18 protein-coding genes and 1 other annotated feature are annotated in these 16,020 nt (G+C 36.6%); of the genes, 7 read left to right on the top strand and 11 right to left on the bottom strand.

Features of this window, described 5'->3' with window-relative positions; translation table 11 throughout:
* Positions 1–155: 155 nt before the first annotated feature.
* Positions 156–1,334, bottom strand: a complete 1,179-nt coding sequence (gene megL / locus JFU18_RS19830) for a methionine gamma-lyase (RefSeq protein WP_044442168.1) — start codon at positions 1,332–1,334, stop codon at positions 156–158.
* A 398-nt stretch (positions 1,335–1,732) separates the two neighbouring features.
* On the opposite strand from megL, the gene rpsD reads away from it, so the two are divergent.
* Together rpsD and JFU18_RS19820 are read left to right on the top strand one after the other, a co-directional pair.
* On the top strand, positions 1,733–2,335 hold the full coding sequence (gene rpsD / locus JFU18_RS19825; protein WP_002015568.1) for a 30S ribosomal protein S4: 603 nt from the start codon (positions 1,733–1,735) through the stop codon (positions 2,333–2,335).
* 241 nt (positions 2,336–2,576) lie between these two features.
* On the top strand, positions 2,577–3,725 hold the full coding sequence (locus tag JFU18_RS19820; RefSeq protein ID WP_098635273.1) for a type I restriction endonuclease: 1,149 nt from the start codon (positions 2,577–2,579) through the stop codon (positions 3,723–3,725).
* Between the two features lie 87 nt (positions 3,726–3,812).
* Here JFU18_RS19820 and JFU18_RS19815 read toward each other — a convergent pair whose 3' ends face one another.
* Positions 3,813–3,941 (bottom strand): hypothetical protein, encoded by a 129-nt coding sequence (locus JFU18_RS19815; protein ID WP_000050938.1) that lies wholly within the window; start codon positions 3,939–3,941, stop codon positions 3,813–3,815.
* Between the two features lie 150 nt (positions 3,942–4,091).
* On the opposite strand from JFU18_RS19815, the gene JFU18_RS19810 reads away from it, so the two are divergent.
* Positions 4,092–4,394: a YjdJ family protein gene (locus JFU18_RS19810; protein WP_033709496.1), complete on the top strand. Its 303-nt coding sequence runs from the start codon at positions 4,092–4,094 to the stop codon at positions 4,392–4,394.
* A 78-nt stretch (positions 4,395–4,472) separates the two neighbouring features.
* Here JFU18_RS19810 and tyrS read toward each other — a convergent pair whose 3' ends face one another.
* From tyrS to acsA, 6 genes are all read right to left on the bottom strand, one after another.
* Entirely contained in the window at positions 4,473–5,729 is a 1,257-nt protein-coding gene (gene tyrS / locus JFU18_RS19805; protein ID WP_002015575.1) for a tyrosine--tRNA ligase, read from the bottom strand.
* 70 nt (positions 5,730–5,799) lie between these two features.
* Positions 5,800–6,028 (bottom strand) — a binding site (T-box leader).
* Between the two features lie 77 nt (positions 6,029–6,105).
* On the bottom strand, positions 6,106–6,351 hold the full coding sequence (locus tag JFU18_RS19800; RefSeq protein WP_016092439.1) for a hypothetical protein: 246 nt from the start codon (positions 6,349–6,351) through the stop codon (positions 6,106–6,108).
* Positions 6,332–6,877 (bottom strand): RNA polymerase sigma factor, encoded by a 546-nt coding sequence (locus tag JFU18_RS19795; protein ID WP_085312528.1) that lies wholly within the window; start codon positions 6,875–6,877, stop codon positions 6,332–6,334. Before JFU18_RS19795 ends, JFU18_RS19800 begins: the two co-directional genes overlap by 20 nt.
* On the bottom strand, positions 6,858–7,313 hold the full coding sequence (locus JFU18_RS19790) for a hypothetical protein (protein WP_002112291.1): 456 nt from the start codon (positions 7,311–7,313) through the stop codon (positions 6,858–6,860). Before JFU18_RS19790 ends, JFU18_RS19795 begins: the two co-directional genes overlap by 20 nt.
* Before the next feature lie 66 nt (positions 7,314–7,379).
* The gene (locus tag JFU18_RS19785) at positions 7,380–7,937 is read right to left on the bottom strand and encodes a maltose acetyltransferase domain-containing protein (RefSeq protein WP_002143401.1); all 558 of its coding nucleotides are present in this window, start codon (positions 7,935–7,937) and stop codon (positions 7,380–7,382) included.
* Positions 7,938–8,027: 90 nt separating this feature from the next.
* Positions 8,028–9,746: an acetate--CoA ligase gene (gene acsA, locus JFU18_RS19780; protein ID WP_201034374.1), complete on the bottom strand. Its 1,719-nt coding sequence runs from the start codon at positions 9,744–9,746 to the stop codon at positions 8,028–8,030.
* A 176-nt stretch (positions 9,747–9,922) separates the two neighbouring features.
* On the opposite strand from acsA, the gene acuA reads away from it, so the two are divergent.
* The 4 genes from acuA to JFU18_RS19760 all read left to right on the top strand — a co-directional run bounded on the left by acuA (position 9,923) and on the right by JFU18_RS19760 (position 13,376).
* Positions 9,923–10,555 (top strand): acetoin utilization protein acetyltransferase AcuA, encoded by a 633-nt coding sequence (acuA, locus tag JFU18_RS19775; protein ID WP_201034375.1) that lies wholly within the window; start codon positions 9,923–9,925, stop codon positions 10,553–10,555.
* 17 nt (positions 10,556–10,572) lie between these two features.
* Entirely contained in the window at positions 10,573–11,217 is a 645-nt protein-coding gene (locus JFU18_RS19770; protein ID WP_000634566.1) for an acetoin utilization AcuB family protein, read from the top strand.
* Positions 11,214–12,380: an acetoin utilization protein AcuC gene (acuC, locus tag JFU18_RS19765; protein ID WP_078175968.1), complete on the top strand. Its 1,167-nt coding sequence runs from the start codon at positions 11,214–11,216 to the stop codon at positions 12,378–12,380. The genes JFU18_RS19770 and acuC overlap by 4 nt, the downstream gene beginning before the upstream one ends.
* 135 nt (positions 12,381–12,515) lie before the next feature.
* Positions 12,516–13,376, top strand: coding sequence for an alpha/beta fold hydrolase (locus tag JFU18_RS19760; RefSeq protein ID WP_098168542.1), 861 nt, complete (start codon positions 12,516–12,518; stop codon positions 13,374–13,376).
* 66 nt (positions 13,377–13,442) lie between these two features.
* Here JFU18_RS19760 and JFU18_RS19755 read toward each other — a convergent pair whose 3' ends face one another.
* From JFU18_RS19755 to JFU18_RS19745, 3 genes are all read right to left on the bottom strand, one after another.
* On the bottom strand, positions 13,443–13,712 hold the full coding sequence (locus JFU18_RS19755; RefSeq protein WP_088040250.1) for a hypothetical protein: 270 nt from the start codon (positions 13,710–13,712) through the stop codon (positions 13,443–13,445).
* Positions 13,713–13,835: 123 nt separating this feature from the next.
* Complete coding sequence (locus JFU18_RS19750) at positions 13,836–14,525, bottom strand: response regulator transcription factor (RefSeq protein WP_002034338.1); 690 nt, start codon at positions 14,523–14,525, stop codon at positions 13,836–13,838.
* A 1-nt stretch (position 14,526) separates the two neighbouring features.
* Positions 14,527–15,981 carry a sensor histidine kinase gene (locus JFU18_RS19745; RefSeq protein WP_002034337.1) on the bottom strand — a complete coding sequence of 485 codons (1,455 nt, stop codon included), beginning with the start codon at positions 15,979–15,981 and terminating at the stop codon, positions 14,527–14,529.
* Positions 15,982–16,020: the final 39 nt, after the last annotated feature.

The raw sequence follows: 16,020 nt of genomic DNA, 5'->3' as shown, positions 1-16,020 counted from the left end.
CCGATAGCTCACTCTTTTTTATCCCGCATTAACGGGCAGTAAATTCGGCGAATACAAGGAAGTTAGGTGGGAGATAACTTCCCGTAAAAGCCCGATTTGTGAGGGCTAATAATCAGCGGGGGATGGACAAAACCCCCATTGATTAAAGTTTCACTTTATTGATTACTAACAGTAGATATCTTCTTTAGTGCCTGTTCTAAATCAGAAACGATATCTTCCCATGATTCTAAGCCGACAGATAGGCGTATTAAATTATCGAAAATACCCATTTCTTTTCTTAGTTCAGCTGGAATAGCTGCATGCGTCATCGTCGCTGGATGCTGAATTAACGTTTCTGTATCACCTAAACTTACGGCAATTGTAATAAAATGGAGGTCATTGATAAACGACTGTGTTTCCTCTTTCCCGCCTTTAATTGAAAAAGAAATAACGCCCCCGCCTCGTTTCATTTGGCGGGATGCTAATTCTCCCTCCGGATACCAAACACCTTCTACTGCTTCATGATTTTTCAAAAACGATACAATTTTTTCCGCATTATCACAATGACGATCCATTCTTACTGCTAATGTTTTTAATCCGCGTAACAATAGCCATGCGTCAAACGGCGCCATAATACCGCCGATATCTTTTCGCATCGGACGGATTTTGTCAGCTAACGTTTTCGTTCTACAAATTGTTACACCCGCTACAACATCCCCGTGACCACCAATATATTTTGTCGCACTGTGAACGACGGCGTCACAACCAAGTTCAAGAGGTCTTTGTAAATAAGGTGAACAAAACGTATTATCAACAATAACAAGCAAGTCATTGCGCTTCGCTACCCCGATCACCTTTTCTAAATCAATTAATTTCATCGTTGGATTTATCGGTGTTTCAACGAAAATGAGCTTTGTATTTGGACGAATTTTATTTTCAATATCAGTCTCTGTCTCCATATCACAAAACGAATGCGTAATCATAAATTTCTCTTCTAATACTTCTAAAAAACCGTACGTACATCCATATAATCCATTTGAACAAATAATATGATCTCCAGCCTTTAGAAAACCGATTAAAGTTGCTGAAATGGCTGCCATACCTGAACCGAACGCCAGCGCTTCCTCTCCATCTTCTAAAACAGCCATACGTTCTTCAAATAATTTCACAGTTGGATTCCCAAGCCTTGAATAAATATAAGATGGATCTTCTCCCGCAAAACTCGCTTCTCCTTGCTGTGCTGTCTCAAACGTAAATGTAGAAGTTTGAAATAAAGGTGGTGTTAAACTCCCTTTATTTTCATTTGATTCATATCCGTGATGAATTAATGCTGTCTCTATATGTTTCTTTTTCATAAAAACATCCCCCTTATGTCTTTATTTCCACATATCCACCAGGAAAAATCTGATGAACGTCTTTACTACATTTTATGTAAGCGTTTTATTTGTGTTTCTATCATTTCTTTTATATTGTTTTAAATTCCTTCTTGTTAATTTCCAAAATTTATCTGCATAAAACAAAAAGGGAGTCTCTTGACGAAACTGTAAGTAAAAGATATAATAGCGTTTGTGTAAAATAAAAAGGCAGCCTTGTAATGTGAGTTTATCGTTTGTATTTTGTTCCTCTGCGGAGGTGTATCTCGTAACTCCCTGCTGCTGGAGCGAAGGTACATGAAAACAAAATACCCGTAAATATCGATTACGTCTGTTTTTATTTTACGAAAATAAAAACATTTTTAAAGGAGGAGTCAACTATGGCTCGTTATACAGGTCCAGCATGGAAACTGTCTCGTCGTCTTGGAATCTCTCTAAGCGGCACAGGAAAAGAATTAGAAAAACGCCCTTACGCACCAGGTCCTCACGGTCCTAACCAACGTAAGAAACTTTCAGAATACGGTTTACAATTACAAGAGAAACAAAAACTTCGTCACATGTACGGCATGACTGAGCGTCAATTCCGTCGCACATTTGACCAAGCAGGTAAAATGCCTGGTAAGCACGGCGAAAACTTCATGATCCTTCTTGAAGCTCGTCTTGACAACCTAGTTTACCGCATGGGCTTAGCTCGCACTCGTCGTGCAGCTCGCCAATTAGTAAACCACGGTCACATCACGGTTGATGGCGCTCGCGTAGATATCCCATCTTACCGCGTTAAACCTAACCAAACTATCAGCGTTCGCGAAAAATCTAACAGCCTTGTTGTTGTTAAAGAAGCGATCGAAGTTAACAATTTCGTACCAGAATACTTAACTTTCGATGCTGATAAGTTAGAAGCTACTTACACTCGTCACGCTGAGCGTTCTGAGTTAGCAGCTGAAATCAACGAAGCATTAATCGTAGAGTTCTACTCTCGTTAATGACAAAAAGCCAATCCTCTGGATTGGCTTTTTTCAATTCCCACCATTATTTTTATATCACACGTAACATAAAAAATACTCCTCACCCCCATTTAAAACAAATATTTTTTATTTAATCAAATTCAAACCCCAAAAATAACCTCCCTATTTTCATACAGAACTTCTGTTATATTATCAATTTTCATAGTAGAATAATATTAATATTAAGAATTTTCAATCGAAAAACCAAGGAGACGTGGATATGGAATTTAGAAATGATATAAATAAAATAGCTAACCAAGTTTTAGAACGAAAAGAGTACATAACTAATGAAGAAATGACCAAACAATCATTAATTATTCCGTTTCTTCAAAAGCTAGGTTATGACGTTTTTAATCCTTTAGAAGTTAGACCTGAGTATATTGCGGACTTTGGAACTAAAAAGGGGGAAAAGGTCGATTATGCGGTTTTCAAAAATGGAGTGCCAATTATTTTAATTGAGGCAAAATCCGTAACAGAAAACCTCCTTAAACATGATGCACAATTATCTAGGTATTTTAATTCCTTACCCGATGTCAAAGTAGGAGTGCTAACTAATGGTATAGAATACAAGTTTTATACTGATTTAACAAATGACAACGTGATGGATGAAAAACCTTTCTTCACATTTAACATGGATAATTTAACCAATACAGACATTGAAACAATTGAAACTTTTACAAAAGAAAATTTTGAAGCTGAGGGAATCGTGAAATATGCCGAAGAACTTATTTATATGACCAATTTAAACTCTACAATTAAAGAATTATTTAAAAATCCTTCAGATGACTTCCTTCGCTTTCTAATTAAAGACTTTAGCTCAACTAGAATTACAAATAACGTTTTAGAGCGATTTCGACCAATTGTTAAAAAAGCAATTAATCAAACACTATTAGAAATAATCAGTGATGGTTTAACACCAAAAGAAACAAAAACAACGGAGAAAATAGAAACAAACTTGGTTGCAGCCGCTTCTACCGAAATGATTGAAGACATTAGCAAAGAAGACAAACCCGATAGAGTTTTCACTACCGAAGATGAACTAACCGCATTTAACATTGTTAAAGAGATTTTAACTGAAAATCACAGAGACATCAGCGACCTTAAATATAAAGATACCATTAGTTATTTTTGCATCATGAATCGTGTAATCACAAAATGGTTTATACGTCTCTTCCTCGATGGAGAAGCAAAATCCTTAGTTGTAAGATTAGATTTAGAAACTACTAAACAGCTATGCCCTAATTTTGTAGTTGAACAGGCTCCAAAATCACAGGGAGTGAGTAGAATTTTCATTGATAATGTTAATGATTTAAAAGATTTGGAACCACTTATTATTTCTTGCTATGATCAAATTTTAGCTAATGTTTAAAAGAAAGAAATCCCCACTCTTTTTCCAAATACCTGACAAAAAGCCAATCCTCTGGATTGGCTTTTTTCGTTTATATATAAAATAAAATTATTTATTTTCCTCTTTTTGAACATATACATAAGCATCTTTCTGCTCTTTATGTACATCAACCTTCGAATGCTCTGCAAGCTGACCAGCGTTTAGCAAAGAAAAAATAATGAGCGCTTCTAGTGACATTTTGTTTTACCACTCCTTTCTATTTGTTATACATTTATCATACCGCTTACATGTGATTTCCGTATGAACTCGAAAAGGAGATTACAACAAAAAGGTTACAGGAATGTGAATGCACGCTACAATATCCATAATATAGGAGATTAATTCATTTTGACAATAAACCAAATGGTTCAATTAGGTAGTTCATTTATGCTGTTTATTACTTCAGCTTTGATTAGTTGGTATCAAGGGAGTAATTTAATAGATAATCCTGATGAATGGAAATATAGCGCTAAGTTTACGAATTATTTTAAAGGGTACGTTTCACATTATGACGATATTTATCAAATCGATTTCTTTATATATGCGGCAAAATTTTATCCCGGGGCATTTGTCGTTATGCTAATTAGCTTACTTTACATGCTCGTATTAATTCTTCATATTCTATTTAAAAGAAATCATGAGGCAATTTAAATGCATACATAAAAACCCCGAACGATAGACTTTTCAGCCTACCATTCGGGGTACTATTTGTTTTAATTTATTTTCTGATTAGTAACGAATTAAGAAATATTTCTTTTTACCGCGACGAATGATTGTGAATTTACCTTCGATGCGGTCGTTTTCTGTTACAACGTAGTCTAATGCTTGTGTACGCTCACCGTTTACGTAGATTGCACCGTTCGTTACATCTTCACGTGCTTGGCGTTTTGATGGAGAGATTTTGCTTTCTACAAGTAAGTCGATTAATACTGTATCTTCTGCAGTACGTTCTACAGATGGTACGTCTTTGAATCCTTGTTCGATTTCGCTTGCAGTAAGTTCTGCTACAGAGCCACTGAATAATGCAGCTGAAATTTTAATTGCTTGCTCTAACGCTTCTTCGCCGTGAACAAGTTTTGTCATTTCAGATCCTAATGATTTTTGTGCTGCACGTTTTTCTGGTGCTTCAGTTACTTGCTTTTCAAGCTCAAGAATTTCTTCATGAGATAAGAATGTGAAGTATTTTAAGTATTTAACAACGTCGCGGTCATCTGTGTTAATCCAGAATTGGTAGAACTCGTAAGGAGTTGTTTTCTCTGGGTCTAACCAAATTGCGCCGCCTTCTGTTTTACCAAACTTCGTACCGTCAGATTTTGTAACTAGTGGAATTGTTAAACCGAACGCTTTCGCATCTTCTTCTGATTTACGGATTAATTCAAGACCAGCTGTAATGTTACCCCATTGGTCACTACCACCGATTTGTAGACGGCAATTATGGTTTTGGTATAAGTTTAAGAAGTCGTATGATTGTAAAATCATATAACTAAACTCAGTAAATGAAATACCAGTATCTAAACGAGATGCTACTGTATCTTTTGCTAACATATAGTTTAAACCGAAGTTTTTACCGATATCGCGTAAGAATGAAATTACATCTAAGTTACCAAGCCAATCATAGTTATTAGCCATTGTTGCTGGGTTGTCCACGTTTTCGAACTCTAAGAAGTTTGAAAGTTGGTTTTTAATGCTTTCTGTGTAGTAAGCAACTGTATCTTTCGTATTTAATGTACGTTCAGCTTTTTTACCACTTGGGTCACCGATCATACCAGTACCACCGCCAACAAGTGCGATTGGTTGGTGACCAGCTAATTGGAAACGACGTAACATTAATACTGGTAACATATGACCGATGTGTAAGCTATCGGCTGTCGGATCGAAACCACAGTATAATTTAACGCTTTCTTTTTCTAATAATTGCTCAAGGCCCTCAGCATCTGTTTGCTGGTTAATTAGACCGCGAAATTCAAGATCTTGTAAAATACCCATATCCTACATACTCTCCTTTAAGTTCATTACTGGCGTGAAGGTTGAAAACATAAAAAAATCGCCCCTTTAAATAAGGGACGATTTTGATCATCGCGTTACCACCCTAGTTGCAGACAAAAAAAGCCTACCACCTTATTTACATAACGGCTTAGCACCGTCTTTTCCCTTTTGAATATAACTCAATCGAAAAAAGATGCTCTAGGGGCGTAATTCGCGATCATCTATGTGCTGATTTCCACCGACCATCAGCTCTCTAAAACAGGGAAATGATCACTACTTCTCCCTTTCCACGCTCAATTATTCATATACTTTTCTTTATACCATCATTTATATAGGCGTGTCAAATAGAGGTATGAGTTCTTTCCCTACCAATCCTTTATAAAGTCGCAAGGAATATTGTAATAAGAGAAATAACTGGAACACCAACTAATAACGACACATGAAACACAACCGATAAATCATTCCCAATCGTCGCTTCCACAGGATCTTTCGCTGGAGAAGCAAGAAATCCAAGTAATCGCTCGAAGCGGCTTACCGTTTTTGGAAAATCCGGTATTTCTACATGATCGCTATCTAAATGCTGCTTTAATTTATATTCATTCTTAAAGGGATTTTCGTTCAATTTCATCCACCTCCAGCAATTGTTTTAATTTCTTTATCCCGTTATGAAGTCTCGACTTCACTGTTCCAACAGGAATATCCAGTACCTCTGCAATTTCTTTTTGCTGCATATCATGATAATAAGAAAGAATCAGGACCGCTCGCTGTTCTTCAGGAACTTTCAAAATTGCTTCTCTTACCGTAAGCCGGTCTTCGTGGGAAAACTCTACCTCTTGCATTGGTACTAAAAACGGTAAGAGCGAACGCCACTTTTTTCTTCTATTTAATTTATTAATCATAAGACGGTAACCGATTTGAAATAAATACGTTTTAATTTTTCCTTTTCGGGTTTCATACATATGTTTCTTACGCTCTAGAGTCAAAAACGTATCTTGAACGAGATCTATACTCAGTTGTTCATCACGATTAAATCGATACAAAAATGTATATAGCGCTGGTTTCAATAAAACGTATAGTTTTTCCCCAGCCTGCTTATCTCCACTTTGATACGCAAACATGAGCTCCTCCTCAATCCCAATCTGCGCCATGATTTTTGATCTCCTTTATTCCTTTTAACGTTAATGAAATTCGGGAAATTAAATATACACTTGCGACAATAATCCACACTTGTGATTGATTCGTAAAAAATTGAACATATGGGTTTTGAATTGTATGGCCGGTTGAAACTAAAATGTTTAATGCTTGCACACATATGCATGCATACACTGCAAGACTGGCCGAGATAGTATCAAATACATTCCAGCGAAAATACACTTTTGTTTTTGTAAAATCAATTTTATATCCTTTTTTCCGCACTATATATTTTCTATCAAACGGAATAATGATTGAAAACATAACAATCATCATAACTCCAGCTGTAATCATTGAAACTTTAAATCCAATTGGCATCGGTAATAACAGACCACAAGAAAATACGACTATAATTCCAATTAAAGCAAAAGTAAGAAGTAACTTATTAGACATATAAAAGCCTCCCTCATCTATTCTTTCATAAATGTATACAGACGAGGAAGGCGCTTCGTTCAAATATTATTTTATTTTTTTTATGATTCTCGCAGGATTCCCGCCAACTACTACATTATCTGGCACATCTTTCGTTACAACAGCGCCAGATGCGATAACTGCATTGTCTCCAATTGTTACGCCCGGATTAATGATAGCTCTTCCGCCAATCCATACGTTATCGCCAATTGTAACGGGTTTTCCGTACTCTGATCCGCTTATGCGCTCTACCGGATCAAGCGGGTGTGTTGCTGTATAAATGTGAACACCTGGAGCTAACATACAGTTCACTCCGATTGTCACCGGACACACGTCTAAAATCGTACAATCAAAGTTCGCGTAAAAATTTTCGCCAACATGAATGTTATAACCGTAATCACATCTAAAAGAAGATTCAAGATGAATGTTATCTCCAGTCGTTCCGAATAGTTCTTTTACGATTTCGCTACGCTCTTTTAATTGTACTTCTGGCGTTTCATTTAATTTTCTCGTTAATATACGAGCTTGCTCCCTCTCTTGAATCAAAACAGGATCAGCTGGTATGTACATTTCCCCAAGTATCATCTTTTCTTTTTCTGTTTTCATTTCCTTCTCCCCTTTAACTCGTATGTATAAGTTTATGATACCATAAAAAAAGAAAGGTCTGAACATATTACTTGTTCAGACCCTTCCTTCTTAATCTTCCATCGTTGATAAGTCACCTGTTGGTAAGTTTAGCTCCCAAGCTTTTAATACACGGCGCATAATTTTACCACTTCTCGTTTTCGGTAATTTATCTCTAAATTCAATTTGTCTTGGCGCTGCATGAGCTGCTAAGCCTTTTTTCACAAATTGACGAATCTCTTCTTTTAATTCATCAGATGGTTCGTATCCTGCTCGAAGCGCGATAAATGCTTTAATGATTTCTCCGCGTACTGGATCAGGAATACCAATTACACCAGCTTCCGCTACAGCAGCATGCTCGATTAATTTACTTTCTACTTCAAACGGACCAACACGCTCACCTGACGTCATAATTACATCGTCAATACGTCCTTGGAACCAGAAGTATCCATCTTCATCCATATAAGCAGAGTCACCTGATACGTACCAATCTCCCGGCATAAAGTAAGAATCATATTTTTGTGGGTTATTCCAGATTCCACGCATCATAGATGGCCAACCTTTACCAATTGCTAAGTTCCCCATTGTGTATGGAGGCACTTCATTTCCTTCATTATCAACAATCGCTGCTTTCACACCCGGAATTGGTTTCCCCATTGAACCTGGACGGATTTCCATACAAGGATAGTTACAAATAACTTGTCCGCCTGTTTCTGTCATCCACCACGTATCATGAATACGAAGTCCAAATGCGCTCATACCCCAGCGAATTACTTCTGGATTTAATGGCTCACCAACACTTAATACGTGACGCACTTGTGATAAATCATATTTTTTAATTGCGTCTTGTCCAGCTCCCATTAACATACGGAACGCTGTCGGTGCACTATACCAAACTGTTACACCGTAATCTTGCAGTGCTTCATACCATGCCTCTGGACTAAATCTCCCGCCTAAAATAACATTTGATGCTCCCACTAACCACGGTGCAAAAATACCGTAAGCTGTTCCAGTTACCCAGCCTGGGTCAGCTGTACACCAATATACATCATCTTCTTTTAAATCTAATACCCATTTCGCTGTTTGATAGTGCTGAACCATTGCGTTTTGAGCATGAAGGACGCCTTTTGGCTTACCAGTAGAACCAGATGTGTAATGTAGAATTAAACCGTCTTCACGGCCTAACCACTCGATATGTAATTCTTTTGAAGCTTGTTCAAATAAAGGATTGAACGCTACAGTTTTACCGCCTTCTTCTGCATTGTCTCCAACAAGGAAGACTGTTTTTAAAGAAAGTAAATCATTTAATGGTATGCGCTCTAACAATTCAGGAGTTGTAATTAACACCTTCGCTTCGCTATCTTCTAAACGATCGCGAACTGCGCCTTCCATAAATGCTTCAAATAATGGTCCAACAATTGCCCCTAATTTCACTGCACCTAAAAGTGCGAAATATAATTCTGGGGAACGCGGCATAAAAATAAAAACGCGATCGCCTTTCTCAACATCGCCATAGTTTTTCAGGACATTTCCTGCTTTATTAGAAAAATCCTTCATTTCCTTAAACGTATATTTCTCTTTTCGCGATCCATCTTGATAATAAAGTGCTACTTTATTCTTTCGATCTGATTTCGCATGCTTATCAATTGCCTCATACGCCATATTTACTCGTCCTGTTTCATTCCAAGTAAAATTTTTATTAACCTCTTCCCAGTTAAAATTCGCGTATGCCTCTTCATAATTCGGCAAATTATTTTCTCCTTTAATGACAGGAAGCGTTTCCACTTTCATACTTTACATCCCCCTCCTATGTATTCTATTATCTATTATAATGACATTATTTAAAATTTTCAGTATTTTTGTTGATTTTTAGACAAATTTTTAATGACAAAATTCGATTCACATCGCATATATTATAAAGTACGATATTAATAGATTCACAAACCCTCAAGGTGGTGAGCAATAAATTGATTCATAAAAAAATATATAATGCCAGAAACTTAAAAACAGCGAACGGCACTTTAATTATTGAAGGTCCTGTCTCTACACATAATCTTGAAATGTATGAATTTCATCCAGACTTAATTGCGTTTCGTCCTGCCGAGCAGCAATATAAAGCAATTGTCGAAATTTCTAAATTACCAGAAGCTCGTCTCATTATTGCTAGACATGACCAAACGATCGTTGGGTATGTTACATACTTATATCCTGATCCGCTCGAGCGATGGTCAGAAGGAAAGATTGAAAACTTAATTGAACTCGGGGCGATTGAAGTTGTCCCAGCCTTTCGTGGTTGCTCTGTCGGAAAAAATTTATTAGAAGTTTCAATGATGGACGATCATATGGAAGATTACATTATATTAACGACTGAATATTATTGGCACTGGGATTTAAAACAAACAGGCTTAAATGTTTGGGAATACCGAAAAGTAATGGAAAAAATGATGAATGCTGGTGGTTTACAATGGATGGCTACAGATGATCCTGAAATTTGTTCACATCCTGCCAACTGTTTAATGGTCCGCATCGGTAAACGTGTTGATACGGATTCCATTCAAGCATTCGATCGTCTACGTTTTCACAATCGTTTTATGTATTAATAAAGGGGGCAACTGGAATGATTGTAGAAGAAATTATGAATCAAGATGTAGTGACACTGCATCCAAACGATACAATTGAAACAGCAATCCGAACGATACGTACGAAAGGCATTCGGCACATTCCAATTGTCGATCAAAATAATCATGTCGTAGGCATTATTTCTGATCGGGATGTAAGAGATGCAAGTCCGTCTATTTTAGATGAACAAGTTTCACTCGATATGCTGAAGCAACCGCTTGAACTCATAATGAAACACCCTGTTATGACTTGTCACCCTCTCGATTTCGTTGAGGAAATTGCGACTTTATTTTTTGAAAATAAAATAGGCTGTCTTCCTGTTACGAAAGCTGGAAAACTCGTAGGTATCATTTCTGAATCTACAGTGCTGCACACGTTAGTAAAATTAACAGGAGCTCATCAACCGAGTTCACAAATTGAAATTCAAGTGAAAAATGAGCCTGGTATTCTTGGAAAAGTCGTTGCTATTTTTAGTGATTTACAAATAAATATTGTGAGCGTTCTCGTCTATCCAGCAAAAGATGAGAATGATAAAGTGCTCGTTTTCCGCATTCAAACGATGAATCCTCTAAAAGTGATCGATGCACTCGAAGCAGAGGGCTACCGCGTATTATGGCCAAACATAATGGGGATGCAAGCATGAGCAGCGCCTTCATTTATTCGGATGACTTTCGGGGCTATTCTTTTAGCCCTGATCATCCTTTTAACCAACTACGCGTCACACTTACGTATGACTTATTACAAAAGAGTGGTTTTATCTCCCCTTCTCAAGTCATCTCGCCAAGAATGGCTACAGATGAGGAAATTGCATTCATTCATACAGAGGAGTACATAAATGCGGTAAAACTTGCTGGAGAAGGAAAGTTAGAAAAATCAATTGCGATGACATATGGACTTGGAACAGAAGATACACCAATGTTTCCAAATATGCATGAAGCAAGTGCATTACTCGTTGGCGGAACATTAACAGCTGTCGATGCTGTTATTTCTGGGAAAGTAAAGCACGCCCTCAATTTAGGCGGCGGCTTACATCATGGCTTTCGTGGTAAAGCATCTGGCTTTTGTATTTATAACGATAGCTCTATCGCAATGAAATATATTCAGAAGAAATACGGTTTACGCGTTTTATATATTGATACAGATGCTCATCACGGTGACGGGGTACAATGGTCTTTTTACGACGATCCTAACGTATGCACCATTTCATTACACGAAACTGGGCGTTATTTATTTCCTGGAACTGGCGCAGTAAATGAACGTGGACAAGGAAATGGATATAATTATTCTTTTAACGTTCCACTCGACGCTTTTACAGAAGACGAATCGTTTTTAGATTCATATCGAACAGTTGTAAAAGAAGTGGCAGCATACTTTAAACCGGATATTATTTTAACGCAAAATGGTGCTGATGCACATTATTACGATCCACTTACACACCTTTGCGCAACGATGAACATTTACCGTGAAATACCGAAGCTCGCTCGTGAAATCGCTAATGAATATTGCGACGGTCGCTGGATTGCTGTCGGCGGTGGTGGCTATGATCACTGGCGCGTCGTACCAAGAGCTTGGGCACTTATTTGGCTCGAAATGAACAACATCCAAAACATCTCAGGTTATCTCCCTCCAGAATGGATTGACGCTTGGAAAGGACAAGCAGAAACCGACCTTCCCCTTACATGGGAAGATCCAGACAACATGTATCAACCTATCCCTAGAAAACCAGAAATCGAAGAAAAAAATGCATTAACTGTAGCGAAATCTCTTGAAATTATTCGGAATAATATGACAAAATCTTTATATTAAACAGAGAGGAGGCTCGCTTTTTGAACAGCCTCCTTTTATTTATAGCTAGCTATTATTGTCGTTTTCTGTCGGTAAGTCGATATATTTTGAGATTCGCTGATATATTTTATTTAAGAATTAGCCGGTCCAACTTTTATGAGAAAAGGTCGTGATATTATGTGGACACAACAAATAATCAACACGAAACGTGGCACATTTGAAATCTTTACAAAAGGAAATGGCGAACCGCTTTGCATTACACATCACTATTCACAATTTAATGAAACTGGCGATTACTTTGCGGATGTTTTCACTGCTACGCATCGTGTATTGCTCATTAATTTACGAAACGCTGGTAACTCAGCAAAAGCCCATTCAGAAAAAGAATTAAGTATGATTGAAACCGTTCACGACTTAGAAGCAATACGAGAAGCTTTACAACTCCCAACATGGCATTTCGCTGGCCACTCAACAGGCGGTATGCTTGGACTTTTATATGCGATTACATATCCAAATTCCTTACAATCATTAGTCATGGCCGGAGCCGCAGCAAGTAACTATACCGAAACACTATTTTGCATTTATCACCCAGCACATCCTCAGTTTCATTATATGCAACAACTCATCGAAACTTTAAAAAGCCCTCACCTTACAAGTGAAGAACGGAAAGAACTATCTACTAAGAGAACAAAATTATCATTGTATAAACCCGAAAACTACAAATTTTATTTTTGTAAACCAATCAAAAAAACTATGTCCGCTAGCCGGATGAACACTTTCGCCAATGAATATCCGTCATTTGATTTAAGAGAGAATTTACCTTCCATCCAAACAAAGACCCTTATTATATGCGGAAGATATGATGTACAGTGCCCGATCCAATATTCTATCGAGATGCATGAGGGTATACGTAATTCTATCTTTGTGATATTTGAGGAGAGTAACCATTATCCTTTTTTAGAAGAAGCTGCTCAGTTTACTTCTACTACTCAAACATTTTATAAATCGTTACACTAGTACCGTTATTACTAAGGAAAGCTCACAGCCTCTATAAGAATATGAACTTTTTTCAAAAGAAATATTTCACACTAGAAACAACAAGAAGAACAAAAAAATCATTAAGCCTACATCAATGAATATCGACTTTTTATCTCCTGCTTTTATACTCATCATAAAATTAGAAATTATTTTAATTCCAAAAAAGACCATCATAAATAACCAACCGAAATGATCATTCGTAGAATCTTCATCATAAAACATTTGTATTGCACCGATAATTAATAAGATAAGTATGATATTGGTTCCAATCTTTAAAGCCTTGTTTGATTTATTATCTTTTAATGTATCTCCCAAAATGTAGCACGTCCTCTCATGCTCTCCTATGTTTTATCTCTCTTTATATTTTAACATAAATTACCTATTATTTCCTTTTCGTTCGAATAACATAAAAAACCTACCAATTACTTGGCAGGTACATTACACGTTAAAGCGATAACCAGCTCCCCACACTGTTTCAATATATTGCGGGTGAGCAGGATCTCTTTCAATTTTTTCACGTAGCTTTCTAATGTGAACAACGACAGTGGCTAAATCGCCAGCTGATTCTAGTCCCCAAATACGTTCAAATAACTGTTCTTTATTTAATACTTGGTTTGGATGCGTTACAAAGAATGTTAATAAATCAAATTCTTTCGTTGTAAACGCAATTTCTTCATTGTTTATAAAAACTTTTCTCGCTCGCTGGTCAATAGAAATTCCATGAATGTATAACGTATCGCGTTGCTTACTCACATTTCCTGATAATCTTTCATAACGAGAAATATGCGCCTTTACTCTTGCTACTAATTCACTCGGGCTAAATGGTTTCGTTATATAATCATCCGCCCCTAAACCGAGTCCGCGAATTTTATCTATATCCTCCTTCTTTGCTGAAACAAGTAAAATCGGAATGTCTTTTATAGCACGTATTTGTTTACAAATTTCAAAACCATTCATTTTCGGAAGCATAATATCTAAAATAATTAAGTCATAGTCTTCCTGAAGAGCCATTTGTAGACCTATTTCACCTGAATGCTCTACATCGACTTGAAAATCACTAATTTCTAAATAATCTCGCTGTAATTCTGCAATACTTATTTCATCTTCTACTAGTAAAATTCTCTTCATTCTACTCACCACATTCCTGTACTTTTTTCAATGAGAAGAAAATACTTGTACCTTCCCCAAGCTTACTTTCCGCCCAAATTTCCCCGCCATGTTCTTCAACAATTTGCTTCGCTATCGCTAAGCCAAGTCCACTTCCACCTGTGCTAGAATTTCGCGATTGCTCTGCACGATAAAACCGCTCAAATATATACGGCAGCGTATCAGCTTCTATACCTGATCCATTGTCCATCACTTTTACAATAACTTTATTGTTATCACTTAATACTGTTACAGTAATTTTCTTCGCTTCTTTATCCATGTATTTCACACTATTATGAATTAAATTTGATATCACTCTATTTATCTTTTCGCAATCGGCCGTTACATATAGTGGTGATGAATGTAATTGTAAATAAACTTCTATACCTCCCTCACTTAAATCCATCTGCATCTCTTCTAATAATTCTTGCATAAACACGTTTAACTCTATCGTTTCAAACTGAAAGGGAACTCGGTTCAAATCAAGCTTCGAAAACAAAAAGAGCTCATCAATGAGTGTATCCATATGCTTTGCCTTCGTATGAATGGTCGTTAAATACTTATCCATTTTTTCTGGTGTATTTGCGACTCCATCTTTTATGCCTTCTACATATCCAATAATAGATGTAATCGGTGTTTTTAAATCATGAGAGATGTTTGAAATGAGCTCTTTTCGATTTTCTTCATATTGTGTTTGCATCTCAATCGACCCTTTTAACTTCTTCCTCATTTCCTCAAATCCTTGATTTAATTGCCCAATCTCATCATGGGATGTAACTGGAATTTGAAAATCTAAATCCCCTTCTTTAATTCTCCCAGTCGCATCTTTCAATACAAAAATTGGTTTTATCACACTTCTTGAGACGAAATAACTTAATAACCCTATGAGTAAAATGGCTAACAGTAAAAGCCCTCCGAACAAAATTGGAAATAATTTTTGTGTGAGATCGACAAATGAACTTTGCCTTTTTAGTACAAATATACTCCCTTCTTCATCTCCGGGAAAATAAAAATCAAATTTTACATATCGATAAAATGTATCGCCTAGTTCCGTTGTACCACGACTATTAATATTTGCTGATTCAAATTTCGGAATGGCTTCTTTTAAAGATACACCTTCAAATATTTTTGTAGCATAAGAAATCGTTTCTCCCTTTCTTACAACTATTTTCACACCTTCTTTTTCAAGTGATGAAACGAACGATTCATCTAATAGTTGTGATTGATTTTTCTTTGCCGCTAATTTCAATTCAATATACGTATTCTCTTCTTCTGGCGTAAGCGGCTTTTGAATATAGGAACTTTTATAGAAATTTTTCACCGATTCCAAGTCTCCTGTTATGGAAAAAACAATTAAAAATCCCGCGACTAATATGAGCGTAATGGAAACGAGAATAACAGCGATATAAGAGAATAAAAACCTTGTTTTAATAGACATATGTTACATCCTCACTTTAACCCGCATTAACGGGCAGTA

Source organism: Bacillus sp. TH22 (assembly GCF_016651015.1).
In the GTDB taxonomy this organism is placed as follows: domain Bacteria; phylum Bacillota; class Bacilli; order Bacillales; family Bacillaceae_G; genus Bacillus_A; species Bacillus_A mycoides.
Note: the sequence above shows the minus strand (reverse complement) of the source record. Positions and strands in the feature narration are given on the sequence as shown.

Bases quoted from the DNA above. Each gene is read 5' to 3' on its own strand.
- JFU18_RS19745 (WP_002034337.1), bottom strand. From the start codon at position 15,981: ATGTCTATTAAAACAAGGTTTTTATTCTCTTATATCGCTGTTATTCTC.
- JFU18_RS19795 (WP_085312528.1), bottom strand. From the start codon at position 6,877: ATGGCGCAGATTGGGATTGAGGAGGAGCTCATGTTTGCGTATCAAAGT.
- JFU18_RS19785 (WP_002143401.1), bottom strand. From the start codon at position 7,937: ATGAAAACAGAAAAAGAAAAGATGATACTTGGGGAAATGTACATACCA.
- acsA (WP_201034374.1), bottom strand. From the start codon at position 9,746: ATGAAAGTGGAAACGCTTCCTGTCATTAAAGGAGAAAATAATTTGCCG.
- JFU18_RS19760 (WP_098168542.1), top strand. From the start codon at position 12,516: ATGAGAAAAGGTCGTGATATTATGTGGACACAACAAATAATCAACACG.
- JFU18_RS19820 (WP_098635273.1), top strand. From the start codon at position 2,577: ATGGAATTTAGAAATGATATAAATAAAATAGCTAACCAAGTTTTAGAA.
- JFU18_RS19815 (WP_000050938.1), bottom strand. From the start codon at position 3,941: ATGTCACTAGAAGCGCTCATTATTTTTTCTTTGCTAAACGCTGGTCAG.
- megL (WP_044442168.1), bottom strand. From the start codon at position 1,334: ATGAAAAAGAAACATATAGAGACAGCATTAATTCATCACGGATATGAA.
- rpsD (WP_002015568.1), top strand. From the start codon at position 1,733: ATGGCTCGTTATACAGGTCCAGCATGGAAACTGTCTCGTCGTCTTGGA.
- JFU18_RS19770 (WP_000634566.1), top strand. From the start codon at position 10,573: ATGATTGTAGAAGAAATTATGAATCAAGATGTAGTGACACTGCATCCA.
- JFU18_RS19790 (WP_002112291.1), bottom strand. From the start codon at position 7,313: ATGTCTAATAAGTTACTTCTTACTTTTGCTTTAATTGGAATTATAGTC.
- JFU18_RS19750 (WP_002034338.1), bottom strand. From the start codon at position 14,525: ATGAAGAGAATTTTACTAGTAGAAGATGAAATAAGTATTGCAGAATTA.
- acuC (WP_078175968.1), top strand. From the start codon at position 11,214: ATGAGCAGCGCCTTCATTTATTCGGATGACTTTCGGGGCTATTCTTTT.
- tyrS (WP_002015575.1), bottom strand. From the start codon at position 5,729: ATGGGTATTTTACAAGATCTTGAATTTCGCGGTCTAATTAACCAGCAA.